20 protein-coding genes are annotated in these 23,943 nt (G+C 64.0%); 7 read left to right on the top strand and 13 right to left on the bottom strand.

All coding sequences use genetic code 11. The features are described 5' to 3' along the window. Positions 1 to 35: 35 nt before the first annotated feature. The 3 genes from B4I46_RS00560 to B4I46_RS00550 form a co-directional block, all read right to left on the bottom strand. The gene (locus B4I46_RS00560) at positions 36 to 1,280 is read right to left on the bottom strand and encodes a lipoprotein-releasing ABC transporter permease subunit (RefSeq protein WP_043864660.1); all 1,245 of its coding nucleotides are present in this window, start codon (positions 1,278 to 1,280) and stop codon (positions 36 to 38) included. A 72-nt stretch (positions 1,281 to 1,352) separates the two neighbouring features. Beyond that, positions 1,353 to 2,036, bottom strand: a complete 684-nt coding sequence (gene lolD / locus B4I46_RS00555; protein WP_173925058.1) for a lipoprotein-releasing ABC transporter ATP-binding protein LolD — start codon at positions 2,034 to 2,036, stop codon at positions 1,353 to 1,355. Positions 2,037 to 2,043: 7 nt separating this feature from the next. After that, complete coding sequence (locus B4I46_RS00550; RefSeq protein ID WP_054916186.1) at positions 2,044 to 3,294, bottom strand: lipoprotein-releasing ABC transporter permease subunit; 1,251 nt, start codon at positions 3,292 to 3,294, stop codon at positions 2,044 to 2,046. 94 nt (positions 3,295 to 3,388) lie between these two features. Between B4I46_RS00550 and B4I46_RS00545 the strand changes: the two genes are divergently transcribed. Then, the gene (locus B4I46_RS00545; RefSeq protein ID WP_043864553.1) at positions 3,389 to 3,976 is read left to right on the top strand and encodes a PilZ domain-containing protein; all 588 of its coding nucleotides are present in this window, start codon (positions 3,389 to 3,391) and stop codon (positions 3,974 to 3,976) included. A 27-nt stretch (positions 3,977 to 4,003) separates the two neighbouring features. Next, a complete protein-coding gene (locus tag B4I46_RS00540) occupies positions 4,004 to 4,726 on the top strand; it encodes a glycerophosphodiester phosphodiesterase (RefSeq protein WP_043864554.1) in 723 nt (240 codons plus the stop codon). Positions 4,727 to 4,768: 42 nt separating this feature from the next. Here the strand turns inward: B4I46_RS00540 and sthA are convergent, their stop codons facing one another. From sthA to B4I46_RS00525, 3 genes are all read right to left on the bottom strand, one after another. After that, entirely contained in the window at positions 4,769 to 6,163 is a 1,395-nt protein-coding gene (gene sthA / locus B4I46_RS00535; protein ID WP_043864555.1) for a Si-specific NAD(P)(+) transhydrogenase, read from the bottom strand. Between the two features lie 187 nt (positions 6,164 to 6,350). After that, complete coding sequence (locus B4I46_RS00530; protein WP_080922958.1) at positions 6,351 to 7,262, bottom strand: FAD:protein FMN transferase; 912 nt, start codon at positions 7,260 to 7,262, stop codon at positions 6,351 to 6,353. Positions 7,263 to 7,428: 166 nt separating this feature from the next. Then, positions 7,429 to 8,892, bottom strand: a complete 1,464-nt coding sequence (locus B4I46_RS00525) for a glyceraldehyde-3-phosphate dehydrogenase (RefSeq protein WP_043864557.1) — start codon at positions 8,890 to 8,892, stop codon at positions 7,429 to 7,431. A 180-nt stretch (positions 8,893 to 9,072) separates the two neighbouring features. Between B4I46_RS00525 and mfd the strand changes: the two genes are divergently transcribed. The 3 genes from mfd to B4I46_RS00510 are packed head-to-tail and all read left to right on the top strand — an operon-like array spanning position 9,073 to position 15,764. Continuing rightward, positions 9,073 to 12,522 carry a transcription-repair coupling factor gene (gene mfd, locus B4I46_RS00520; RefSeq protein WP_043864558.1) on the top strand — a complete coding sequence of 1,150 codons (3,450 nt, stop codon included), beginning with the start codon at positions 9,073 to 9,075 and terminating at the stop codon, positions 12,520 to 12,522. Between the two features lie 10 nt (positions 12,523 to 12,532). After that, positions 12,533 to 13,105 carry a CsiV family protein gene (locus B4I46_RS00515; RefSeq protein ID WP_043864559.1) on the top strand — a complete coding sequence of 191 codons (573 nt, stop codon included), beginning with the start codon at positions 12,533 to 12,535 and terminating at the stop codon, positions 13,103 to 13,105. A 4-nt stretch (positions 13,106 to 13,109) separates the two neighbouring features. Next, positions 13,110 to 15,764: a DEAD/DEAH box helicase gene (locus B4I46_RS00510; RefSeq protein ID WP_058541330.1), complete on the top strand. Its 2,655-nt coding sequence runs from the start codon at positions 13,110 to 13,112 to the stop codon at positions 15,762 to 15,764. 73 nt (positions 15,765 to 15,837) lie between these two features. Here the strand turns inward: B4I46_RS00510 and nagZ are convergent, their stop codons facing one another. Genes nagZ through B4I46_RS00495 form a run of 3 tightly spaced genes read right to left on the bottom strand, consistent with a single transcriptional unit; the run spans position 15,838 to position 18,142 of the window. Continuing rightward, on the bottom strand, positions 15,838 to 16,836 hold the full coding sequence (gene nagZ, locus B4I46_RS00505) for a beta-N-acetylhexosaminidase (protein WP_173925092.1): 999 nt from the start codon (positions 16,834 to 16,836) through the stop codon (positions 15,838 to 15,840). Positions 16,837 to 16,858: 22 nt separating this feature from the next. Continuing rightward, entirely contained in the window at positions 16,859 to 17,383 is a 525-nt protein-coding gene (locus B4I46_RS00500; RefSeq protein WP_177333000.1) for a L,D-transpeptidase, read from the bottom strand. A gap of 45 nt (positions 17,384 to 17,428) precedes the next feature. Then, positions 17,429 to 18,142, bottom strand: coding sequence for a TetR/AcrR family transcriptional regulator (locus B4I46_RS00495; protein WP_043864562.1), 714 nt, complete (start codon positions 18,140 to 18,142; stop codon positions 17,429 to 17,431). Positions 18,143 to 18,370: 228 nt separating this feature from the next. Between B4I46_RS00495 and lexA the strand changes: the two genes are divergently transcribed. Next, entirely contained in the window at positions 18,371 to 18,979 is a 609-nt protein-coding gene (gene lexA, locus B4I46_RS00490) for a transcriptional repressor LexA (RefSeq protein ID WP_043864563.1), read from the top strand. 12 nt (positions 18,980 to 18,991) lie between these two features. After that, positions 18,992 to 19,474: an SOS-induced cell division inhibitor SulA gene (sulA, locus tag B4I46_RS00485; protein WP_286898003.1), complete on the top strand. Its 483-nt coding sequence runs from the start codon at positions 18,992 to 18,994 to the stop codon at positions 19,472 to 19,474. Positions 19,475 to 19,540: 66 nt separating this feature from the next. On the opposite strand, the gene B4I46_RS00480 is transcribed toward sulA, so the two are convergent. The 4 genes from B4I46_RS00480 to topA form a co-directional block, all read right to left on the bottom strand. Continuing rightward, a complete protein-coding gene (locus tag B4I46_RS00480) occupies positions 19,541 to 19,777 on the bottom strand; it encodes a hypothetical protein (RefSeq protein ID WP_043864565.1) in 237 nt (78 codons plus the stop codon). A 50-nt stretch (positions 19,778 to 19,827) separates the two neighbouring features. Continuing rightward, positions 19,828 to 20,349 carry a DUF6586 family protein gene (locus tag B4I46_RS00475; protein ID WP_123752343.1) on the bottom strand — a complete coding sequence of 174 codons (522 nt, stop codon included), beginning with the start codon at positions 20,347 to 20,349 and terminating at the stop codon, positions 19,828 to 19,830. An 89-nt stretch (positions 20,350 to 20,438) separates the two neighbouring features. After that, positions 20,439 to 21,191 (bottom strand): HAD-IB family hydrolase, encoded by a 753-nt coding sequence (locus B4I46_RS00470; protein WP_210014681.1) that lies wholly within the window; start codon positions 21,189 to 21,191, stop codon positions 20,439 to 20,441. A 139-nt stretch (positions 21,192 to 21,330) separates the two neighbouring features. Beyond that, complete coding sequence (gene topA, locus B4I46_RS00465) at positions 21,331 to 23,937, bottom strand: type I DNA topoisomerase (protein WP_043864567.1); 2,607 nt, start codon at positions 23,935 to 23,937, stop codon at positions 21,331 to 21,333. Between the last annotated feature and the right edge of the window lie 6 nt (positions 23,938 to 23,943).

Below are 23,943 nucleotides of genomic sequence, written 5' to 3'. Positions count from 1 at the left end.
AGCCGGCGTTGCCGGCTCCTACAAGAGCGGTGGCATCACTCGTACCGCAAGGCGTACGCCGGCTCGACCTGCGAAGCACGCCACGCCGGATACAGGGTGGCCAGAAAGCTCATCACCAACCCCGCCGTGCAGATCAGCGCCACATCGCCCCATTGCAGTTCCGATGGCAGCGTACTGATGAAGTACACGTCCGAGGTAAAGATATGCTGCCCGCTGACCCGCTCCAGCCAGCCGACGATCTGGCTCACATTGAGCGCCGCGATCACACCGAGCACACCACCGATCAAGGTACCCACCACACCGATCAGGCTGCCCTGCACCATGAACGTGCCCATGATCTGCGCCGGCGTCGCGCCGATGGTACGCAGGATGGCAATGTCCGCGCCCTTGTCGTTCACCACCATGATCAGGGTGGCGATGATGTTGAACGCCGCCACCGCAATGATCATCATCAGCAGCAGGCCGATCATGGTTTTTTCCATCTTCATGGCACTGAACAGGCTGCCCTGGGTGTGGGTCCAGTCATCGGCGCGGTACTGCTCGCCCAGTTCGCCCACTATCGCCCTGGACACCTGCGGCGCGGCATACAGGTCCTTGACCTTGAGCCGCACGCCCTGCACCTGGTTCGGCGCCCAGCGCTGCATGCTCGCCGCATCGGCCATGTGGATCAGGCCCATGGAGCCATCCAGCTCGGCGCCCACCTTGAACACGCCGACCACGTTGAGGCGCTGCATGCGCGGGGTGATGCCGCCGGGCGCGGTGCTCACCTCGGGCACGATCAGGGTCAGCTTGTCACCGACCCTGAGGCCAAACCGACGCGCCGTCATCTCGCCTACCACCACGCCGAACTCGCCCGGCTTGAGGTCGTCGAGCCGGCCCTGAACGATGTGGTCGGCCACGATCGAGACCTTGCCTTCCTGCGCAGGGTCGATGCCGCTGATCTGGATCGGCTGCATCGCGCCCTTGTAGGAGAGCATGCCTTCCATCTCGGTCAGCGGCGCAGCGGCCAGCACTTCGGGGTTCTTCAACGCGGCATCGGCCACCGCCTGCCAGTTGTCCAGCGGCTGGGCGCCCAGCACGGCGGCATGCGGCACCATGCCCAGGATCCGCGCACTCATTTCACGCTGGAAGCCGTTCATCACCGACAGCACCACGATCATCGCCAGCACGCCCAGGGACAGGCCGATCATCGAGGTCATCGAGATGAACGAGATGAAGTGGTTGCGGCGCTTGGCACGGGTGTAACGCGCACCGATGAAAATTGACAAGGGTCTGAACATGAACTGAAGCACCCAGGTAAAGAAAAGAGACAAGGGGCCCGCCATGCACGGCGGGCCACCTGTACTGCCAGGTCAGATCGAAACCAGACGCCCGTCTTCCAGGCGCAGCACACGGTCCATCTGCCGCGCCAGGTTGAGGTCGTGGGTCACCACCAGGAACGCGGTCTGCGAGGAGCTGCTCAGCTCCTGCATCAGGTCCTGGATGCCCTGTGCGGTGTGGTGGTCGAGGTTGCCGGTAGGCTCGTCGAGCATCACCAGCCCGGGCCGGTTGACCAGCGCCCGGGCAATCGCCACGCGCTGGCGCTCGCCGCCGGACAGCTCGGATGGCTTGTGCGTCAGGCGATGGCCCAGGCCGACACGCGTGAGCAGCGCCTCGGCACGTTCGCGCGCCTCGGGGATCGGCGTGCGGCCGATCAGCAGCGGCATGCACACGTTCTCCAGCGCGGTGAACTCCGGCAGCAGGTGGTGGAACTGGTAGACGAAGCCCAGTGCGCGGTTGCGCAGCAGGCCACGTGCACGCTCGCCCAGCGCCGACAGTTCTTCACCGGCCAGCCATACGCTGCCCTGGGTCGGGGTATCGAGGCCACCCAGCAGGTTGAGCAAGGTACTCTTGCCCGACCCCGAACTGCCGACGATCGCCACACGCTCACCCGGGTGCAGCTCCAGCTGCAGGCCCGACAACACTTGCACCGACTCCGGGCCTTCCTCGTAGGACTTGCCCAGGTTGCGGCAACTCAGCACTGCTTTATCACTCATGCCCAACTCACTCATAACGTAGCGCCTCCGCAGGCTGGGTGCGCGCCGCACGCCAGGCCGGATACAGGGTGGCGAGGAAACTCAGGACCAGCGCTGCACCGCAGACCATCCACACGTCTTCGGCCATGACCTGGGACGGCAGGTAGTCGATGAAGTACACGTCGGCGTTGAGGAACTTGTGCCCCATCAACCGCTCGAGGCCGGCAATCGCTGCACTCACGTTGAGCGCGGCGGCGATGCCGACCACGGCGCCGATCAGGGTGCCGACCACGCCGATCACGGTGCCCTGCACCATGAAGATGGCCATGATCTGACCCGGCGTGGAGCCCAGCGTGCGCAAGATGGCGATGTCGCCCTTCTTGTCATTGACCACCATCACCAGGGTGGAAATGATGTTGAACGCCGCCACCGCGACAATCAGCAGCAACAGCAGGCCGATCATGGCTTTTTCCATGCGGATGGCCTGGTACAGGTTGCCGTGGCTGCGGGTCCAGTCACGGGCGTAGAACTCGTGCTCGCCCAGCTTCTGGGCGATGTTCCAGGCTTCGCGGGGTGCCTGGAACAGGTCGTCGAACTTCAGGCGCAGGCCCTGCACCTGGTCGGCCTTCCAGCGGTGCAGGCGCGACAGGTCCGACAGGTTGGTCAGGCCCAGGTAGCCGTCGATCTCGCCGGCGCCCACGTGGAAGATGCCGACCACGGTGAAGCGCTTCATGCGCGGGAACATGCCGGCCGGGGTCACGGTGACCTCTGGGGCGACGAAGGTCAGCTTGTCGCCGATGCCCACGCCCAGCTTGGCTGCGGCCTTGTCGCCGATCATGATGCCGAAGCTGCCCGGCGCCAGTGCGTCGAGCTTACCCTCGCGCACGAAGTCGTCGATGATCGACACCTTGCGCTCTTGCGCCGGGTCAATACCGTTGAGCAGCACCTTCTGTACCTTGCCGTCATGGGTCAGCAGGCCCTGCATCTGGGTGAACGGCGCCACCGCCAGCACCGCCGGGTTCTGCTTTACTGTATCGGCAAGGGCTGGCCAGTCGCTGATCGGCTGTCCGGTCTCGAGGGTGGCATGGGGCACCATGCCCAATACGCGGGTACGCATTTCATGATCGAAGCCATTCATCACCGACAGCACCACGATCATCACCACCACGCCCAGGGCGAGGCCGATCATCGAGGTCAGCGAAATGAACGAGACGAAGTGATTGCGACGTTTGGCACGGGTGTAACGCGTACCGATAAATACGAAAAGAGGTCTGAACATGTCGGGGCTTGTTCGGAGGAAAGAGGAACGTCCTTGTGGCGGGGCTTGAATAGCAGCTTTACACTCAGACCACCGCCGCTACCATGGGTTCGCCATGTCGACATTAGATGAAGAAGATCGCCGCGAATACTACCGTATCGAGGACAGGATCGCACTGGAAATTACCCCTCTGAGCGCCGCCGAGGCCTTGGGCGGCGAGTTGTTGCAAGATGCTTCACCACTTTTCAACCTGCTCAGCGAACTGCACCTGAGCGAGTTCGAGTCCCAGCACCTGCTGCGCCAGCTCAGTGACAAGGACCGCACCCTGGCAGCCTTTCTCAAGGCCCAGAACAAACGCATCGACCTGCTCAGCGCCGTGGTTGCGCAAACCCTGCTGGGGCAGATCGGCGAGGCGCGCCCGGTGACTCTCTCCGAAGGTGGCGTCGAGGTGCACCAGGCCCAGGCCATCACCGCCGGCAGCCGCGTCTCGGTGAAGATGGTGCTGATGCCCCAGGCCCTGGGCCTGCTGCTGCGGGCCAAGGTGACCCACTGCGACAAGGCCGCTGATGGCCTGTTCGACATCGGCGCCGAATTCGTCGAGATGACCGACGCCCAGCGCCAGTTGCTGGCGCGCTATATCCTGCAGAAACAGGCACTGCAACGCCGCCAGGCACTGGAACAGAACACCCCGCCTGCCTCCTGATTTTCCGTCTTGCTTGAAGGAACGAACGTGACCCTGATTTACGGCCACCGCGGCGCCAAGGGCGAAGCCCCCGAGAATACCCTGACCAGTTTCCAGCAATGCCTGAGCCACGGCGTTCGCCGTTGCGAGCTGGACCTGCACCTGTCCTCCGACAACGAGCTGATGGTCATTCATGACCCCAGCCTCAAGCGCACCACCGGCCGTGGCGGCAAGGTGGTGGAGCACAGCGCCGCCGACCTGGTGACCTACGATGCGCGCAAGGGCGGCCCGGGCTGGGTCAACCCCTGCCCGATCCCACGCCTGGAAGAGCTGTTCGAGAAATGTGATTTCGACCACTGGCAGCTGGAGGTCAAGAGTGCCTCGCGCACCCGCGCTGCCACCACGGTGCTGGCGATTCGCGAAATGGCCCAGCGCTTCGGCCTGCTGGACAAGGTCACCATCACCTCAAGCTCGCGGGAGGTGCTGGGCGCCGCCCTGGAGCTGACCCCGGACGTGTCCCGCGGGCTGGTCGCGGAATACACCTGGCTCGACCCGTTGAAGGTCGCGCAGAACTACGGTTGCGAACTGCTGGCGCTGAACTGGACGCACTGCACCCCCGAGCGCCTGGCCAAGGCCCAGCGTCAGGGGTTGCATGTGTCGGTGTGGACAGTCAACGAGCCGGCGCTGATGCTCCGACTCGCCGACTTCGGCGTAGACAGCCTGATTACAGACTTTCCCGGTTTGGCCAGCGCCACCCTCGAGAATCGCTGAAATCGGTCTCCCCGGCCGGCTCAGGCCACCGGCCGGAGCCGCTCAAAAAAGCCGGTTGAGACCGTCGTAGGCGGCAACCCGATAGGCTTCGGCCATGGTCGGGTAGTTGAAGGTGGTGTTGACGAAGTACTTCAACGTGTTCTGCTCGCCCGGCTGACCCATGATCGCCTGACCGATGTGCACGATCTCCGAGGCCTGGTAGCCGAAGCAGTGCACGCCGAGGATCTGCAGCGTCTCGCGGTGGAACAGGATCTTGAGCATGCCTTGCGGCTCGCCGGCGATCTGCGCCCGAGCCATGCCCTTGAAGAACGCCTTGCCCACTTCGTACGGCACCTTGGCCTGTGTCAGCTCCTGCTCGTTCTTGCCGATCGAGCTGATCTCCGGAATGGTGTAGATGCCGGTCGGCACGTCGTTGACGAAGCGCCAACTGCCATTGTCGACGATGCTGCCGGCGGCCGAGCGGCCCTGGTCGTGGGCGGCACTGGCCAGGCTTGGCCAGCCGATCACGTCACCGGCGCCATAGATGTTCGGCACGCAGGTGCGGTAGGCCTCGTCCACTTCGATCTGGCCACGGCTGTTGACCTTCACGCCGATGTTTTCCAGGCCCAGGCGGTCGGTGTTGCCGGTACGCCCGTTGCACCACAGCAAGGCGTCGGCCTTGATCTTCTTGCCCGACTTCAGGTGCAGGATCACACCGTTGTCCAGGCCTTCGACGCGCTCGTACTCTTCGTTGTGGCGCACGGTGATGTTGTTGTTGCTGAAGTGATAGCTCAGGGCCTGGGAGATTTCCGAGTCCAGGAAGCTCAGCAGCTGGCCGCGGTTGTCCACCAGTTCCACCAGCACGCCCAGGCCGCTGAAGATCGAGGCGTACTCGCAGCCGATGACGCCGGCGCCGTACACGATCAGTTTGCGCGGGGTGTGGCCCAGGCTCAGGATGGTGTCGCTATCGTAGATGCGCGGGTGATGGAAATCGATATCGGCCGGGCGATACGGGCGCGAGCCGGTGGCGATGATGATGTGCTTGGCTACCAGCTTCTCGACCACACCGTTGGCGCAGACCACTTCGATGGTCTGCTCGTCGGCGAAGCTGCCGGTGCCGAAGAACACGTCAACGCGGTTGCGGGCGTAGTAGCCAGTGCGCGAGGCGACCTGCTTGGAGATGACCTTCTCGGCGCTTTTGAGCACGTCGGGGAAGGAGAACCAGCGCGGCTCACCGATGGCCCGGAACATCGGGTTGGTGTTGAACTGCATGATCTGGCGCACCGAGTGACGCAGGGCCTTGGACGGGATGGTGCCCAGATGGGTGCAGTTACCGCCGACCTGGCGACGGCTATCGACCATCGCTACCTTGCGTCCTGCTTTGGCGGCGTTCATTGCCGCCCCTTCTCCTGCCGGGCCGGAACCCAGCACCACTACGTCGTAGTTGTAGACAGCCATGCGTACTCCTTCAGAACAGGCCCGGACGCCAGATTGACCTCCGGGGCTACATCATGCCGCCATCGGCGCCATGCAAAAATTCGGGTGCAGTCTAATCAAGCTTGAACGCCGCGCACATTAACCCTTGGTCGCGTCGTAGGCTATTTTTCTCTGCACTACATGTAGGCCGCCTTGCTGGCGAAGCCTTTCATTTCCCCGCAATGCTGTTGAATGCTGGCGTGGCCCGGGAAACGAACCCACCCTCGACCCGATTCACGAACACTGCCGCAATCCGATGCTCGACCGCGAAGCGCCAACCCTGCTCCGGGCCCAGGATCAGCAACAGGGTCGAGTACCCGTCAGCCATCAGCGCAGTGGGCGCCAGCACCGTCACCGCCGCCAACGCATGGGCAACCGGGGTGCCCAGGCGCGCATCGAAGGTATGCGAATAACGCTGGCCATTCTCCTCGAAATAATTGCGGTAGTCACCCGACGTGGACACCCCGTACCCCTCCAGCGGCAACACCTGTTGGGCTATCTGCAGATCGTCGCGCGGCAGTTCGAGTGCAATGCGCCAGGCACTGCCATCGGGTTTGCGCCCCATTGCCTTGAGCTCACCGGTAGCTTCCACCAGAAAGCTTTCGACCCCCAGAGCTTGCATCCGTGCCACGATCAGGTCGACCGCATGCCCGGCGGCGATGCTGTTGAAGTCGACCTCGACGCCAGCGTCCTTGCACAGTTGCTGGCCTTCGATACGCAAGTGGGTATACCCCACCCGCTCGCGCACCTGCGCCAGCCGCCGGGCATCGGGCACCTTCTCTTCACGCGCCTGGGGCCCGAAGCCCCACAGGTCGAGCAGCGGCTCCACCGTGAGATCGAAGGCCCCGTCACTCTGGCGCGAGAGCTGCTCACCTACCCGCACAAGCTGCAGCACGTCGGCCGGCATCGCCTGGCAGCGGTGGGCGGGCAGCTGGTTGAACTGCCCCACCAGTGAATCGCTGCGGTAGGTGGAGAAGCGCTGGTCGATGCCCTGCAGGATCGCCTCGACCTCCTGCTGCACCTGCCCAGGCGTCGGGCCGCCGGCCTTGCGCACGTACTGCACGGTGTAGCTGCTGCCCATGGTCGGGCCACTGATGCGCTCGATCGAATCCCTGTGCTCGCAACCGACCAGCAATGCCACCAGGGCAGGCAGCGCAGCCCATCCCTTTTTCACACGACGCCTCCTTTTCTGAAGCCAAAAAAAACGGGAACCCGCAGGCTCCCGTTCTTTCAACGCAACGTAATGCTTAGCGTGGGAACGCTGGCGGGTTGACCCCGGCCATGTCTTCCATCACGCGCACTACCTGGCAGCTGTAACCGAACTCGTTGTCGTACCAAACGTACAGTACAACGCGGTTGTCGTTGCAGATGGTGGCCTCGGCATCGACCACACCGGCGTGACGCGAGCCGACGAAGTCGCTGGAAACCACTTCCTGCGAGCTGACGAAGTCGATCTGCTTGTGCAGGTCCGAGTGCATGGCCATCTGGCGCAGGTACTCGTTGATCTCGTCGCGGCTGGTGGCCTTTTCCAGGTTCAGGTTCAGGATCGCCATCGAGACGTTCGGCGTCGGAACGCGGATCGCGTTACCGGTCAGCTTGCCCTTGAGCACTGGCAGCGCCTTGGCGGCGGCAGTGGCGGCGCCGGTCTCGGTGATGACCATGTTCAGCGCAGCGGAACGACCACGGCGGCTGCCCTTGTGGAAGTTGTCGATCAGGTTCTGGTCGTTGGTGTACGAATGAACGGTTTCGACGTGACCGTTGACGATGCCGAACTTGTCGTTGACTGCCTTGAGCACCGGCACGATGGCGTTGGTGGTGCAGGAAGCCGCCGAGATGATCTTGTCGTCAGGGCTGATGTCGGCGTGGTTGATGCCGTGCACGATGTTCTTCAGCGCGCCCTTGCCCGGTGCGGTGAGGATAACGCGTGCGGCACCCGGGCAGGCCAGGTGCTGGCCCAGGCCGTCGGCATCGCGCCAGACGCCGGTGTTGTCGACCACCAGGGCGTTCTCGATACCGTACTGGGTATAGTCGACTTCGCTCGGGTTCTTCGCGTAGATAACCTGGATCAGGTTGCCGTTGGCGGTGATGGTGTTGTTTTCTTCGTCGATGGTGATGGTGCCATCGAACGGACCGTGCACCGAGTCGCGACGCAGCAGGCTGGCACGCTTGATCAGGTCGTTCTCGGCGCCCTTGCGTACCACGATGGCACGCAGGCGCAGGCCGTCGCCACCACCGGTCTTCTCGATCAGGATACGCGCCAGCAGACGGCCGATACGACCGAAGCCGTACAGGACCACGTCGGTGCCCTTGCGTGCGGAGGCGTTCTGCTGGCCAACCACGTCGGCCATTTCTTCACGCACGAACTGCTCGGCGCTGCGGCCGTTGCCTTCTTGCTTGAACTTGTTGGCCAGCTTGCCCAGGTCGACCGAAGCGGCGCCCAGCTTGAGCTCGCTCATGGCCTTGAGCAGCGGGAATGTCTCGTGGACAGACAGTTCGGTTTCGTCGGTCTGGCGATGACGGGCAAAGCGGTGGGCTTTGAGGATCGCGATCACCGAACGGTTGATCAGGCTACGGCCATAGATCGAGCTCACCACATTGTTATTGCGGTAGAGCTGACCGATAAGCGGGATCATCGCTTCTGCAAGCGCTTCACGATCGATCCACTCACCAAGACACTGGTCGGGCTTCTGAGTCACGGGAACCTTCCACATGTAGGGACAGAAAAAAGGGGCTACATTATGACGCCCCGCGTCGCTTCGAGCAATGAGCGCCTGTCGCCGGCGCCGCACGGCATGATCCGGGCCCCACATTCAGGCGGCTGAAACCTGACAGCAATGCCCCGCGCCCGGTACAATCGGCGTTTTGTCGCAACGCTTGGAGCTCGACCTCCCGTGCCTGTTCTGCGTCTACCTCACCTGCCGGCCAGCGCCGGCAAACACACCTGGGGCAACCTGCCCGGTGCCGCCCTGAGCCTGGCCATCGCCGAGGCCGCCAGCGCCGCGAAGCGCTTCACCCTGCTGCTGACCGCCGACAGCCAGAGCGCCGACCGGCTGGAGCAGGAGCTGCGTTTCTTCGCCCCGGAACTGGCCGTGCTGCCGTTCCCCGACTGGGAAACCCTGCCCTACGACCTGTTCTCGCCGCACCAGGACATCATTTCGCAGCGGATCGCCAGCCTGTACCGGTTGCCGGAGCTGGACCACGGCATCCTCGTGGTGCCGATCACCACCGCACTGCACCGCCTGGCGCCCACGCGCTTTCTGCTGGGCAGCAGCCTGGTGCTGGATATCGGCCAGAAGCTGGATGTGGAACAGATGCGCACGCGCCTGGAGGCCAGCGGCTACCGCTGCGTCGACACCGTGTACGAGCATGGCGAGTTCGCCGTGCGCGGTGCCCTGATCGACCTGTTCCCGATGGGCAGCAAGCTGCCGTACCGCATCGACCTGTTCGATGACGAGATCGAGACCCTGCGCACCTTCGACCCGGAGAGCCAGCGCTCGATCGACAAGGTCGACTCGGTACGCCTGCTGCCGGCCCGCGAGTTCCCGCTGCAAAAAGACGAAGTCACCCGCTTCAAAGCGCGCTTTCGCGAACGCTTCGACGTGGATTTTCGCCGCAGCCCGATCTTCCAGGACCTGAGCAGCGGTATCGTGCCGGCCGGCATCGAGTACTACCTGCCGCTGTTTTTCGAGGAAACCTCGACCCTGTTCGACTACTTGCCGGAAAACACCCAGGTGTTCTCCCTGCCCGGCGTGGAACAGGCCGCCGAGCACTTCTGGAGCGATGTACGCAACCGCTATGAAGAGCGGCGCATCGACCCTAACCGCCCTCTGCTGCCGCCTGCCGAGCTGTTCATGCCGGTGGAAGACTGCTTCGCCCGGCTCAAGGGCTGGCCACGGGTGGTGGTCAGCCAGGACGACATCGACGCCGGCCCCGGCCGCGAGCGCTTTGCCGCGCAGACGCTGCCCAACCTCGCCATCGAAGCCAAGGCCAACCAGCCCCTGGCGGCGCTGTCGGGGTTTCTCGAGCAATTCCCCGGCCGCGTGCTGTTCACCGCCGAATCGGCCGGGCGCCGCGAAGTGCTGCTGGAACTGCTCGAACGCCTGAAACTGCGCCCGCAAACCGTCGATGGCTGGCACGAGTTCGTCGCCAGCAAGCAGCGCCTGGCAATCACCATCGCACCACTGGACGACGGCCTGCTGCTGGACGATCCGGCCCTGGCACTGGTTGCCGAGAGCCCGCTGTTCGGCCAGCGCGTGATGCAGCGGCGGCGGCGCGAGAAGCGCAGCGACGTCAACAACGACGCGGTGATCAAGAACCTTACCGAGCTGCGCGAAGGCGCCCCGGTGGTGCATATCGACCATGGCGTGGGCCGCTACCTGGGCCTGGCGACACTGGAGATCGACGGCCAGGCCGCCGAGTTTCTCACCCTTGAATACGCCGAAGGCGCCAAGCTGTACGTGCCGGTGGCCAACCTGCACCTGATCGCGCGCTACACCGGCAGCGACGATGCGCTGGCACCGCTGCACCGTCTGGGCTCCGAGACCTGGCAGAAGGCCAAGCGCAAGGCAGCCGAACAAGTGCGCGACGTGGCTGCCGAGCTGCTCGACATCTATGCCCGGCGCGCCGCGCGCAAGGGCTATGCGTTTGCCGACCCGTCGGTGGACTACGCCACCTTCAGTGCCGGCTTCCCGTTCGAGGAAACCCCGGACCAGCAGTCGGCCATCGAAGCGGTACGCGAGGACATGCTCGCCGCCAAGCCGATGGACCGCTTGGTGTGCGGCGATGTCGGCTTCGGCAAGACCGAAGTGGCCATGCGTGCCGCCTTCATCGCCGTGCACGGCGGGCGCCAGGTCGCGATCCTGGTGCCCACCACCCTGCTCGCCCAGCAGCACTACAACAGTTTCCGCGACCGCTTTGCCGACTGGCCGGTAACCGTCGAAGTGATGAGCCGCTTCAAGTCGGCCAAGGAAGTCGGTGCCGCCGTGGCGGACCTCGCCGAAGGCAAGATCGACATCGTCATCGGCACCCACAAGCTGCTGCAGGACGACGTCAAGTTCAAGGACCTGGGCCTGGTCATCATCGACGAGGAACACCGGTTCGGCGTGCGCCAGAAAGAGCAGCTCAAGGCGCTGCGCAGCGAAGTCGACATCCTGACCCTGACCGCCACGCCGATCCCGCGCACGCTGAACATGGCGGTGGCGGGCATGCGCGACCTGTCGATCATCGCCACCCCGCCGGCACGCCGGCTGTCGGTGCGCACCTTCGTGATGGAGCAGAACAAGAGCACCATCAAGGAGGCGCTGCTGCGCGAACTGCTGCGTGGCGGCCAGGTGTACTACCTGCACAACGACGTGAAGAGCATCGAGAAGTGCGCCGCCGACCTCGCCGAACTGGTACCCGAGGCGCGCATCGGTATCGGCCACGGGCAGATGCGCGAACGCGAACTCGAACAGGTGATGAGCGACTTCTACCACAAGCGCTTCAACGTGCTGATCGCCTCGACCATCATCGAGACCGGCATCGACGTGCCCAGCGCCAACACCATCATCATCGAGCGTGCCGACAAGTTCGGCCTGGCCCAGTTGCACCAGTTGCGCGGCCGTGTGGGGCGCAGCCACCACCAGGCCTATGCCTACCTGCTGACGCCCCCACGCCAGCAGATCACCCCCGACGCCGAAAAGCGCCTGGAGGCCATCGCCAATACCCAGGACCTGGGCGCAGGCTTCGTGCTGGCCACCAACGACCTGGAGATCCGCGGCGCCGGCGAACTGCTGGGCGAAGGCCAGAGCGGGCAGATCCAGGCGGTGGGCTTCACCCTCTACATGGAAATGCTCGAACGCGCCGTCAAGGCGATTCGCAAGGGCACCCAGCCCAACCTCGACCAGCCCCTGGGCGGCGGCCCGGAGATCAACCTGCGCGTACCGGCACTGATCCCCGAGGACTACCTGCCCGACGTGCATGCGCGCCTGATCCTGTACAAGCGCATCGCCTCGGCGGTGGACGAAGATGGCCTGAAGGATCTGCAGGTGGAGATGATCGACCGTTTCGGGCTGCTGCCCGAGCCGACCAAGAACCTGGTGCGCCTGACCCTGCTCAAGCTGCAGGCCGAGAAGCTGGGCATCAAGAAGGTCGACGCCGGCCCGCAAGGCGGACGGGTGGAATTCGAGGCCGAGACCCCGGTCGACCCGCTGGTGCTGATCAAGCTGATCCAGGGCCAGCCCAAGCGCTACAAGTTCGAAGGCGCGACGATGTTCAAGTTCATGGTGCCCATGGAACGCGCCGATGAACGCTTTACTACAGTGGAGGCGCTGTTCGAACGACTCGCCCCGAAACCTGCTTGAAGGATGATCCATGCGTGCAATTCGTAGCTTGACCCTGCTGCTGGCGCTGATTGCGCCGGCCGCCTTTGCCGACAGCCAGTACCAGGTCGAGATGTTCCTGCTGCGCCAGAATGCGGTGCCCGCGATCACCAGCCAGTTCGCCCCGGAAGACTGGCGCCAGGGCGCCAAGGCCCCCAGCGACTACGACGTGCGCAAGCCGGTGCTGACCGCACAGGCCGAAAAGCTGGCCGCCGACAGCAACTACACCGTGCTGCTGCACAAGGCCTGGCAGCAGCAGGTAGGCAGCGAACCGTCGCGGGTTGCCATCAGCGAGGGCCAGGAGCAGTTCGGCCACTTCCCGGTCGAAGGCAATGTCAGCCTCAGGCAGGGCCGTTTCATCGAAGTGCAGGCCAACTTCTGGGTCAACCAGCTCGATGGCAATGGCAGCGTGATCCAGAGCGAACAGCTCAGGCAGGTCAACAGCACGGTGAAGAACAACGAACTGACCTTCCTCGATGGCGGACACCTGGCGGTCCTGTTCAAAGTGATCGCCGCCGGCACACGCACCACCTCTCCTGCTGAAGCGGAGATGATGGAACAGTAGAGCCATGTCGACCACACTGCAGCGCGCGCTCAAGAGCAAGCTCTGGCGCGAACAATTCGGCCCCAAGACCCTCACCCGAGGGCTTGACTATGCAGACAACAAGCGCGTCAGGCTCGTTTCGGTTGACGACAAGGGCGCGACCACCCTGTGCCACGGGTCCGGCGGCAACCTCTACCGGCAGACCCTGCTGATCGAAGGCGACGTTCACCCCCTCCTGATCGCCACCTGCAGCTGCCCTGTCCGCCAGAACTGCAAGCATTGCGCAGCGGCGCTGTACACCCTGACGGAGCGGCTGACGGCCAACGACTTTCCGCCGCCTCCAGCCACGGCGACCTACCAGAACCAGGTCATCGAAAATGTACCGGCTGTTGCGCACCTCACCCTGGGCAGCTACGAATTCACCGCCTACATGCCCAAGACCGGCAAGATGCAGCGCCAGTTGCAACACCGTGCGGCACTGGCGTTCACCTATGACGGGCAGCGCACCAGCGACAAGAGCAGCAGCGAAGTCATCCGTATCGACGGCAACGTCCGCCAGCGTATCCAGCGTCAGCCAGACGCCGAAAAGGCGCTGCGCCAGACCTTGAAGAAAATGGGCTTCAGCGTTGCCACGCGCCAGAGCAAGGCATTGCCCGACAGCGCCGGCGAAATGCTGCAGATGGCCGACGACCAGGCCTGGCTGCAGTTCGCCCGCACCGGCATCGATACCCTGCGTGCAGCCGGCTGGGAGGTGGAAGTGAGGCCCGACTTCGCCTTCAACCTGCATGACATCGACGACTGGTACGCCGATGTCGAGGAAGCGCCGGGGCGCGAATGGTTCGACCTGGAGCTGGGCATCGTGGTCAACGGCCAGCGCCACAGCCTGCTGCCGATCGTGCTGCACCTGCTGCGCAGCAACCCCGAACTGCTGCGCCCCAGCGAACTGGCCCGGCGCAGCGACGACGAGCACCTTCTGATCGACCTGAACCGCGCCCGCCATGACAGCCCGGCGCTGCGCGTGGCCTTGCCCTACGCACGCATCAAGCCGCTGATGGCCACCCTGGGCGAGCTGTACCTGGGCAATGACAGCGGGCCTTCGCTGCGCCTGGCAGCGCCGGATGCCGCGCGCCTGAGCAGCATCGACGACATGGCGCTGACCTGGCGCGGCGGCGACCGGGTACGCGACTTTGCCCGCCGCCTGCGCGAGTCCAGGCGTACCGACATCGCCGCCCCCGAGGGCCTGAACGCCACGCTGCGACCCTACCAGCTCGAAGGCCTGAACTGGTTGCAGACCCTGCGCGAACTGGAGGTCGGCGGGATCCTGGGCGACGACATGGGCCTGGGCAAGACCCTGCAGACCCTGGCGCACCTGCTCACCGAAAAGAACGCGGGGCGCCTGCAGGGCCCTGCCCTGGCCGTGATGCCGACCAGCCTGATCCCCAACTGGCTCGACGAAGCGCAGCACTTCACCCCGCAGCTGCGCGTGCTGGCCCTGCATGGCCCCGGCCGCACCCGACACTTCGCCGACCTTGACCAGTACGACCTGGTACTGACCACCTACGCCCTGCTGCCCCGCGACCTGGCTCACTTCACCGCGCAGCCCTGGCACCTGCTGATTCTGGATGAAGCGCAGAACATCAAGAACGCCAACAGCAAGGCCGCCGAAGCGGCGCGCGAGATCCAGGCCAACCAGCGCCTGTGCCTGACCGGCACACCGATGGAAAACAACCTGGGCGAACTGTGGTCGATCTTCCACTTCCTGCTACCCGGCTGGCTGGGCGACAGCAAGGCCTTCAGCCGCGATTACCGCACCCCTGTCGAACGCCATGGCGACGTCGAGCGCATGGCGCATCTTGCCGCGCGCATCAAGCCATTCCTGCTGCGCCGCACCAAGGAACAGGTGGCCCGCGAACTGCCGGCCAAGACCGAGATCGTGCATTGGGTGGAGCTGAGCGACGCGCAGCGCGACACCTACGAAACGGTGCGGGTGGCGATGGACAGGAAGGTCCGCGAGGAAATCACCCGCAACGGCGCGGCACGCAGCCAGATCGTGATTCTGGATGCGTTGCTCAAGCTGCGTCAGGTGTGCTGCGATCTGCGCCTGGTCAAAAGCATTGCGCCAAGAACCACCCATTCGGACAAGGGCAAGCTGGGCAGCCTGATGCAGATGCTCGACGAACTGCTCAGCGAAGGGCGACGCATCCTGCTGTTCTCGCAGTTCACCTCGATGCTCGAACTGATCGAGCAGGAGCTGCACAAGCGTGGCGTCCGCTACAGCCTGCTGACCGGTGAAACCCGCGACCGGCGCACCCCGGTGCAGCAGTTCCAGAGCCTGCAGACGCCACTGTTTCTGATCAGCCTCAAAGCGGGCGGCACCGGCCTCAACCTCACCGCGGCCGACACGGTGATCCACTATGACCCGTGGTGGAACCCGGCCACCGAAAACCAGGCCACCGACCGCGCCTACCGCATCGGCCAGGACAAGCCGGTGTTCGTCTACAAGCTGATTACACGGGGCACGGTGGAAGAGAAGATCCAGAAGTTGCAACAGGAGAAGGCAGCGCTGGCTGCAGGCTTGCTGGAGGGGCGTCAGGCGGGGGACTGGAAGCTGGCGGATGAAGACATTGATGCGCTGTTTGCGCCGTTGCCCGGGAAGCGGCAGGCCGCGAAAATTAGTTGAGCCTTTCGCCGGCAAGGCCGGCTCCTACAGGTATCGCAGCACCTGCAGGAGCCAGCCTTGCCGGCGCAGGACCTCAGTCGATCAGTTGTGCATCCTTCAGCGCGCCAAGCGCCTCCAGCCAGCGGGGCTGCTGGCGGTAATCGGTACGCGCAAAACCCTGCCCGCGCATCTGCGCGATCCGCGGCGACGGCCTCACCCTCAACCGCTGCGCCGCGGACAACGCAAGCTCGGCAGCCGCCCGATCATTGCACACCAGGCCCATGTCGCAACCGGCACTCAGCGCCGCCTCGATACGGCTGGCGGCGTCCCCCACCACATGCGCACCGGCCATCGACAGGTCATCGCTGAAGATCACCCCGTCAAAGCCCAGCTCGCCACGCAGAATCTCCTGCAGCCAGCGCCGCGAGAAGCCGGCCGGCTGGTTATCGACCTGTGGATAGATCACGTGCGCGGGCATCACCGCCGCCAGCTGCCCGCTCAGGCGCGTGAACGGCACCAGGTCGGCTGCGCGGATCTGCTCCAGGCTGCGCTCGTCGGTGGGTATCGCCACATGCGAATCCGCCTCGGCCCAGCCATGCCCCGGGAAGTGCTTGCCGCAGGCCGCCATGCCCGCCGCGTTCATGCCGCGAATGAAGGCACCGGCAAGCAAGGTGGCGCGCTGCGGGTCACCCTCGAAGGCGCGACTGCCAACCACCGCGCTGCGCTGGTGGTCAAGGTCCAGCACCGGGGCAAAGCTCAAGTCGAGCCCTACCGCCAGCACTTCGGTTGCCATCAGCCAGCCGCAGTGTTCGGCCAGGCGCTCGGCATTGGGGTTGTCGGCAATCGCACGCATCGCGGGCAAGCGCACGAAGCCCTGGCGCAGGCGCTGTACGCGACCACCCTCCTGGTCCACGGCCAGGATCAGGTCCGGGCGCACGGCACGGATCGACGCACTCAGTTCGCGCACCTGGCGCGGGCATTCGATGTTGCGGGCAAAGATGATCAGGCCGGCCACTTCGGGCTGACGCAGCAGGTGGCGGTCTTCGGCAGTCAGCCAGGTGCCGGCCACGTCGACCATCAGGGAGCCTTGCAGGCAGGTACTCATAAATGATCCTTCAGTTGAGGGGCGCGCTCGCCCACTGGGGGCAGGCGGCTTCTTCGATCTGTACCGGGCAATGCACAGGCACCCGGTCGAACAGCGCTACCAGGTCGGCGTTGCGCAGGCGTATGCAGCCGTGGGACAACGGCACACCCATGGGTTCGCTGTCGGGCGTGCCGTGCAGGTAGATATAGCGGCGGAACGTATCCACCGGCCCGAGGCGGTTGCGCCCCGGCTCGCGACCGCTGAGCCAGAGAATGCGCGAGAGGATCCAGTCGCGCCCAGGGAACTGCGCGTGCAGGTCGGGCGTCCAGACCTCGCCGGTCCAGCGACGCCCGCGCAGCACCGCGCCCTGGGGCAAGCCCGCGCCGATCTTCGCACGCACCTGATGCAGCCCGCGCGGTGTACAACCGGAGCCGTTGTGCTCGCCCGGGCCATTGAGTGCGGTGGACACCGCAAGACGCACCGCCAGTCGCCCCTGGGCGAACCCATAAAGGCACTGGTCGGCGATGGAAATGTGCAGCAAATCGAGAATAGGCATGGGCGCTAGCTTAGCCGAAGCCGGCTGTGCCGCCCAGCCGGGGAATCAGGCCTTTGCCGGCACCGGGGCGTGGCTGGTCTTGCTGCGCGGACGCAACTGCGCCGCCGCCATCGCCTCGTCCGTGACCCCGCTGTCGGCACGCATGCCGGCGGCCAGGAACGGCACCATCAGGCGCATGACCTGCTCGATCGAGGTATTGACCCCGAAATCGGTCTCGGCAATCGCGCGCAGGGCCTTGATGCCCGACATGCTGAACGCTGCAGCGCCGAGCATGAAATGCACGCGCCAGAACAGTTCAAGGGGAGGAATCTGCGGCGCGGCCTCGTTGACCAGCAGCATGTAGCGGCGGAACACCTTGCCGTACATGTCTTCGAGGTAACGACGCAAGTGGCCCTGGCTCTGGCTGAAGGCCAGGCCCAGCAGGCGCATGAAGATCGACAGGTCATTGCCGCTGCGCGGCTGCACCACCAGCGCCTGCTCGACCAGCATCTCCAGCAGTTCTTCAAGGCTGGGCTTGTGCTCGGGGCGCGCCTGGCGCCGCTCGAGCTCACGCTCCAGGCTCTGGCAGAACGGCCCTAGAAAACGCGAGAAGACCGCCTGAATCAGCGCCTTCTTCGAACCGAAATGGTAGTTCACCGCCGCCAGGTTGACGCCGGCCTTGCTGGTGATCAGCCGCAATGAGGTTTCGGCAAAACCTTTTTCCGCGAACAGCTGCTCGGCAGCATCGAGAATGCGTTCAACGGTTTCCGACTGGGCCATGACTACTCCGCGAGACAAACACTTGTTTGAAACATACGTTTCAAGGCAGGGTTCTGTCAAGTACGCACGGGCGTTTTGTGCCCGGCCGGTCATGGTATTGAAGGCAGCGACAAGCCACAAGCCGGAAGCGGCAGGCAACTGCGGGCACGCTTGGAGCTTGCCGCTTGTAGCTTGCCGCTATCACTGTATATAATCCCAGTCACTGTATAAAAAGACAGAGCGATCGACATGCTAAAACTGACGCCACGCCAAGCTGAGATTCTGGCTTTCATCAAGCGCTGCCTCGAAGACAACGGCTTCCCGCCCACCCGCGCGGAAATCGCCCAGGAACTGGGGTTCAAATCCCCCAACGCCGCCGAAGAGCATCTGAAGGCACTGGCCCGCAAGGGTGCAATCGAGATGACCCCTGGTGCCTCGCGCGGCATCCGCATTCCGGGGCTCGAGAGCAAGCCCGATGAAAACGCCCTGCCCATCATTGGCCGCGTGGCCGCGGGTGCCCCTATCCTCGCCCAGCAGCACATCGAGGAATCCTGCGCCATCAACCCGGCCTTCTTCCACCCCCGCGCCGACTACCTGCTGCGCGTGCACGGCATGAGCATGAAGGACGTCGGCATCGTCGACGGCGACCTGCTGGCCGTACACACCTGCCGCGAAGCGCGCAATGGTCAGATCGTCGTAGCCCGCCTGGGTGACGAAGTCACGGTCAAGCGCTTCAAACGGGAAGGCAACAAGGTCTGGCTGATCGCCGAGAACCCCGAATTCGCCCCTATCGAAGTCAACCTGAAAGAGCAGGACCTGGTCATCGAGGGCTTGAGCGTCGGCGTTATCCGCCGCTAATAAGGAGGCGTCATGCAGTTCCCCCACGTACCACAGCAAGCACAGTTGCCCTTGTTCGAAGCATTCCTGGCCCAGCCGGTACTGCCGCGGGTCAAAACCAGGCAGCCCGCCCGGCAAAGTAACAAGCCGCAGGCATTCAGCGAGCTGTCCTTGCGTGGCGCGCTGGAGCACTGCCAAAGCCTGCTGGCACCGGTGCTACGCGACCTGAGCGAACTGAGTGAAGAGCATGACGCCCGCTGGCTTACCCTGATCGCCCCACCCGGTAGCCTTACCCAGGCCTGGCTGAGGGACGCAGGGCTCAACCGCGAACGCATACTGCTGCTGCAGCCTCGCGGCAACCAGAGTGCGCTGCAACTGGCCTGTGAAGCCCTGCGCCTTGGGCGCAGCCATACGGTGGTCACCTGGTTCAATCCGGTCAGCAACGGCGCCCGCCTGCAACTGACCAATGCTGCCCGTGCGGGTGACGCACAAAGCCTGAATATCCGCCTGGGCTGATACTCGCTGAACGCTCGAAGGGTATGCAGCAGGCTTCCTCAGGACGAGGAAGCCGGATACTGACGGTCAGTGCAGAACCCGTGGGCCTGCATGTTCCTGTTCGATCTCGCCTTCAACCAACTTGCCGGCCATCTGCACACCAACGCTGAGCATGGCCTTGGCCACCTCGACGTGTTGGCCCTGCAGGAACGCCTTGGCATCTTCCGAAAAATCCAGGGTTACCAACGACCCCTCGTCCTCGGCGCGGCGCAACTCGATGCGACCGTCAGGCAACTCTACAATTTCTAGAAAGGACGTGGGCATAAAAGACTGTTCTCCAGGAAAGGCCGGCATTGTACCAGCCACTGGCAGGATCAGCACTCACTCAGACCTTCGCGAAAACGCACCACGAGGCGTTTGAGATTCTGCCGCCAGCTCTCCAGTTCTTCGCGCGACAGCGCTGGCGCCTCGGGTTCATCCAGGCTCACCGCCTGAATCAACGGTTGGGTCACATCACCTTTGGGCGCCTTGCTCGCGACAGGTGGTCGGAACAAATCGGCATAAGCCCTGAGCAGTTGCGCCAGCCAGGTTTCAGGCTGCTCGGCAAGTTCGACCAGTTCAGCCAGCTCGGGAATGGCGATGGTCGCCAGTACTTCACGGCTCAGCAGTTGCTCGGCACGCAGCGCGCCGGCCTGGGGCAAGCGATAATAGCCACCGACCTCATGACACAGCCCCAACAGCGCACCATACAGGTGAAACAGCGCAGACTCCCGCTCGGCCTGGGTCTGCGCCTGGGCGTTCATGGCGCGACTGTCCTGCGCCTTGCCCAGTGCCTCCAGGGCCAGACCGGCGAAATAGATCTTCTGGTTGGTACGGGTATAGAGTTCCTGGGCCATCGAGGCGCGCTCCGAGGGAGTGTGAGGCGGGGGCTCAGTTTCTGTGATGGATCGCAGGCACGCAAGCTGAATCACCGCAGGCGTGAGGCTCAACCGCCCTTGCGGTCATCGTTGCGCGGCAAACCGCCAACCGTGGTTGCAGCCGAGTCTTTCGGCGTGGCCGGGGTGACCGGGCCGTAGATCTTTTCGATGCGCAGGCGGCCACGCTGCCACGCGGGATGAAAGTGCCGCCAGTGTGCGTCCTGAGCCGCGGCCAGCAGCTCATGGTCGCCCCGCGTGTCGCCCCAGGCGCGCATGCGGTACTGCGTCAGCACCCCGTAAACCGCCTCCAGGCGCAGAACCTTGGCTTCGCAGCGGCAGTTGTCTCCACTGATCCTGCCGGTCAGCACGCCATCGATCACCTCCAGCTCGGTGCCGATCAGCTTGATGCCCAACTGTTCGGCAAAGGGCTTGAGCACCAGCGCCGGCGATGCCGAACAGATCGTCACCTCGGCACCAGAGGCCAGTTCCTGTTTCACCGAAATCACGCCCTGCGGGCGCATGAGCCGGGCCCACGCCTGCGACTTGAACGCCACCGCCTTCTGCGCGACCCATTGCTCTTTCACACCCGCAAGAAACGTCTGGATCAACTGGGCCTTGAGTTCATCGCGGCTGATCCGCCGCCCCAGATAGCGCAGGCTTGGCCAGATCATCCGCAGCATGCGGCGAGCAAAAAAGCCGTTGCCGAAAGCGAACCTCAAAAAAGGTACAAAGCTGTCACGGCGGGTCAGCGTGCCATCGAAATCGAACACCGACAGGATTCTGGCCGACTGCGGCCCTGCTTCCAACATTTCCTGACTCATCTGCTTGCCTCTGCTCGATGGTGTACAGCCCTGGCGGAGAAACGTCCCGATCAAACATCACAACCGTTCGCTGACATGACTAAAAAAAAGGCTGCGTCCAGGATCACCAGATGCAGCCTCTTGTAGCCGATTCTATCGCTTAGCGCTTGTCTTCCACCTTCCACGCCTTACCGTCATAGAACGCTCGCCAGCCGGTCGGCTTGCCGTCGACCTCGGTCTGCACATACTGCTCCTTGGTCTTGCGGCTGTAGCGGATCACCGTAGGGCGACCGTCCGGGTCCTTCTTCGGCGCTTCACAGAGGAAGTGATACTTCGGATCGATCTCGTCCTTGTGCGGCACGATCTCCATCACCAGGGGGGCGCGGGTCTCGCGGTTCTTCGGGAACTGGCTGGCGGCCAGGAACAGGCCCGAAGCCCCGTCACGCAACACATAGGTGTCGTTGACCTTCTCGCACTTGAGCTCCGGCATCTTCACCGCGTCCATCTTCGGCGGCGCCGCCTCGCCGCTCTTGAGCAGCTTGCGGGTGTTCTTGCACTCCGGGTTGGTACAGCCGAAGAACTTGCCGAAACGACCGGTCTTGAGCTGCATCTCGCTGCCGCACTTGTCACACTCAAGGCTCGGACCCTCGTAGCCCTTGATGCGGTAGCTGCCTTCCTCGATCTCGTAACCCGTGCAATCGGGGTTGTTGCCGCAGATGTGCAGCTTGTGTTTCTCGTCGAGCAGGTAGGCGTCCATCGCCGTGGCGCAGATCGGGCAGCGGTGCTTGCCCAACAGCACGCGCGACTCGGACTCGCCCTCGTCGTCGGCGGCAATCTCGTCACCTGGCACCAGGTTCACGGTGGCCTTGCAACGCTCTTTGGGCGGCAGGCTGTAGCCCGAGCAACCGAGGAACACACCCGTGGAGGCTGTGCGGATCATCATGTGCCTGCCGCATTCCTTGCAGGCAATGTTGGTCGGGGTCGGCTGGTTGGCACGCATGCCCTTTTCGGCATCTTCAGCCAGTTGCAGCTTCTTGCTGAAGTCGCCATAGAACTCGTCCAGCACGTTTTTCCAGTCGCGCTCGCCCTGGGCCACATCGTCGAGGTTCTCTTCCATGCCGGCGGTGAAGCCGTAGTCCATCAGGTTGGAAAAGCTCTCGGACAGACGCTCGGTCACGATGTCGCCCATCTTCTCGGAGTAGAAGCGGCGGTTGTGCAGGGTCACATAGCCACGGTCCTGGATGGTGGAGATGATCGCCGCGTAGGTGGATGGGCGACCGATACCGCGTTTTTCCATTTCCTTGACCAGGCTCGCTTCCGAGAAACGTGCCGGCGGCTTGGTGAAGTGCTGGCTCGGGTCGAGCTTGATGAGCTTGAGCACTTCGCCCTGGTTCATTTCCGGCAGTACATCGTCATCGCCCGGCTTGCTCTGCTGCGGCAACACACGGGTGTAACCGTCGAACTTGAGGATACGGCCCTTGGCACGCAACTCGAACTCGCCCGCCGTGACGCTGACGGTGGTCGACAGGTACTGCGCCGGCGGCATCTGGCAGGCCAGGAACTGGCGCCAGATCAGCTCGTACAGACGCTCGGCATCACGCTCCATGCCGCTGAGCTTGGTCGGGTGCGTGGCCACGTCCGAAGGTCGGATCGCTTCGTGCGCTTCCTGTGCGCCTTCCTTGCTGCCGTAGACGATCGGCGCTTCTGGCAGGTACTTCTTGCCGAACTCGCTTTCGATGTAGCTGCGCGCCATTTCCACCGCATCGACCGAAAGGTTGGTCGAGTCGGTACGCATGTAGGTGATGTAGCCGGCTTCGTACAGGCGCTGGGCCATCATCATGGTCTTCTTCACGCCGAAGCCGAGGCGATTGCTCGCCGCCTGCTGCAGGGTCGAGGTGATGAACGGCGCCGAGGGCTTGCTGCTGGTCGGGCGGTCTTCACGCTTGGCAATGGTGTAGCTGGAAGCCTTGAGCTTCTCCAGCGCGGCCATCGCCTGGGCTTCGTTGAGCGGCTTGAAGGCCTCGCCGTTCTGGCGAGCCACCTCGAAGCGCACCTTGGCGTCCTTGGCAGTACCCAGGTCGGCGTGCACTTCCCAGTACTCTTCGGGGATGAATGCGCGAATCTCGCGCTCACGCTCCACCACCAGCTTCACGGCCACCGACTGCACCCGGCCGGCCGACAGGCCACGGGCGATCTTCTGCCACAGCAGTGGCGAGACCATGTAGCCCACCACGCGGTCGAGGAAGCGACGCGCCTGCTGTGCATTGACACGGTCGATGTCCAGCTCGCCCGGCTGGGAGAAGGCCTCCTGGATGGCCTTCTTGGTGATTTCGTTGAACACCACGCGCTTGTAGCGGCTGTCATCCCCACCAATGGCTTCGCGCAGGTGCCAGGCAATGGCTTCCCCCTCGCGATCCAAGTCGGTTGCGAGATAGATGGTGTCGGCATCCTTGGCCAGGCGGCGCAACTCCTCGATGACCTTTTCCTTGCCCGGAAGGATCTCGTACTTGGCCTTCCAGCCGTGGTCCGGGTCGACGCCCATGCGCGCCACCAGTTGCTTGCGCGCCTTTTCTTTCGGCGACAGCGCGGGTGCCTCGCCGGCAGCAGCCTTGCCGCGCTTGGCAGCAGGCTCCTTGCTGGCGGAACCGCTGGTGGGCAGGTCTCGGATATGGCCGATACTCGACTTCACCACGTACTGGTTGCCCAGGTACTTGTTGATGGTCTTGGCCTTAGCCGGGGATTCCACAATGACCAGCGATTTGCCCATGGATCG

The sequence above is a fragment of the Pseudomonas sp. UBA7500 genome (assembly GCF_002478435.1).
In the GTDB taxonomy this organism is placed as follows: domain Bacteria; phylum Pseudomonadota; class Gammaproteobacteria; order Pseudomonadales; family Pseudomonadaceae; genus Aquipseudomonas; species Aquipseudomonas palmensis.
Note: the sequence above shows the minus strand (reverse complement) of the source record. Positions and strands in the feature narration are given on the sequence as shown.

Coding starts and splice junctions, on each gene's coding strand:
- B4I46_RS00560 (WP_043864660.1), bottom strand. CDS start 1,280: ATGTTCAGACCCTTGTCAATTTTCATCGGTGCGCGTTACACCCGTGCC.
- lolD (WP_173925058.1), bottom strand. CDS start 2,036: ATGAGTGATAAAGCAGTGCTGAGTTGCCGCAACCTGGGCAAGTCCTAC.
- B4I46_RS00550 (WP_054916186.1), bottom strand. CDS start 3,294: ATGTTCAGACCTCTTTTCGTATTTATCGGTACGCGTTACACCCGTGCC.
- B4I46_RS00545 (WP_043864553.1), top strand. CDS start 3,389: ATGTCGACATTAGATGAAGAAGATCGCCGCGAATACTACCGTATCGAG.
- sthA (WP_043864555.1), bottom strand. CDS start 6,163: ATGGCTGTCTACAACTACGACGTAGTGGTGCTGGGTTCCGGCCCGGCA.
- B4I46_RS00530 (WP_080922958.1), bottom strand. CDS start 7,262: ATGGGCAGCAGCTACACCGTGCAGTACGTGCGCAAGGCCGGCGGCCCG.
- B4I46_RS00525 (WP_043864557.1), bottom strand. CDS start 8,892: ATGTGGAAGGTTCCCGTGACTCAGAAGCCCGACCAGTGTCTTGGTGAG.
- B4I46_RS00515 (WP_043864559.1), top strand. CDS start 12,533: ATGCGTGCAATTCGTAGCTTGACCCTGCTGCTGGCGCTGATTGCGCCG.
- B4I46_RS00510 (WP_058541330.1), top strand. CDS start 13,110: ATGTCGACCACACTGCAGCGCGCGCTCAAGAGCAAGCTCTGGCGCGAA.
- B4I46_RS00500 (WP_177333000.1), bottom strand. CDS start 17,383: ATGCCTATTCTCGATTTGCTGCACATTTCCATCGCCGACCAGTGCCTT.
- B4I46_RS00495 (WP_043864562.1), bottom strand. CDS start 18,142: ATGGCCCAGTCGGAAACCGTTGAACGCATTCTCGATGCTGCCGAGCAG.
- lexA (WP_043864563.1), top strand. CDS start 18,371: ATGCTAAAACTGACGCCACGCCAAGCTGAGATTCTGGCTTTCATCAAG.
- sulA (WP_286898003.1), top strand. CDS start 18,992: ATGCAGTTCCCCCACGTACCACAGCAAGCACAGTTGCCCTTGTTCGAA.
- B4I46_RS00480 (WP_043864565.1), bottom strand. CDS start 19,777: ATGCCCACGTCCTTTCTAGAAATTGTAGAGTTGCCTGACGGTCGCATC.
- B4I46_RS00475 (WP_123752343.1), bottom strand. CDS start 20,349: ATGGCCCAGGAACTCTATACCCGTACCAACCAGAAGATCTATTTCGCC.
- B4I46_RS00470 (WP_210014681.1), bottom strand. CDS start 21,191: ATGAGTCAGGAAATGTTGGAAGCAGGGCCGCAGTCGGCCAGAATCCTG.
- topA (WP_043864567.1), bottom strand. CDS start 23,937: ATGGGCAAATCGCTGGTCATTGTGGAATCCCCGGCTAAGGCCAAGACC.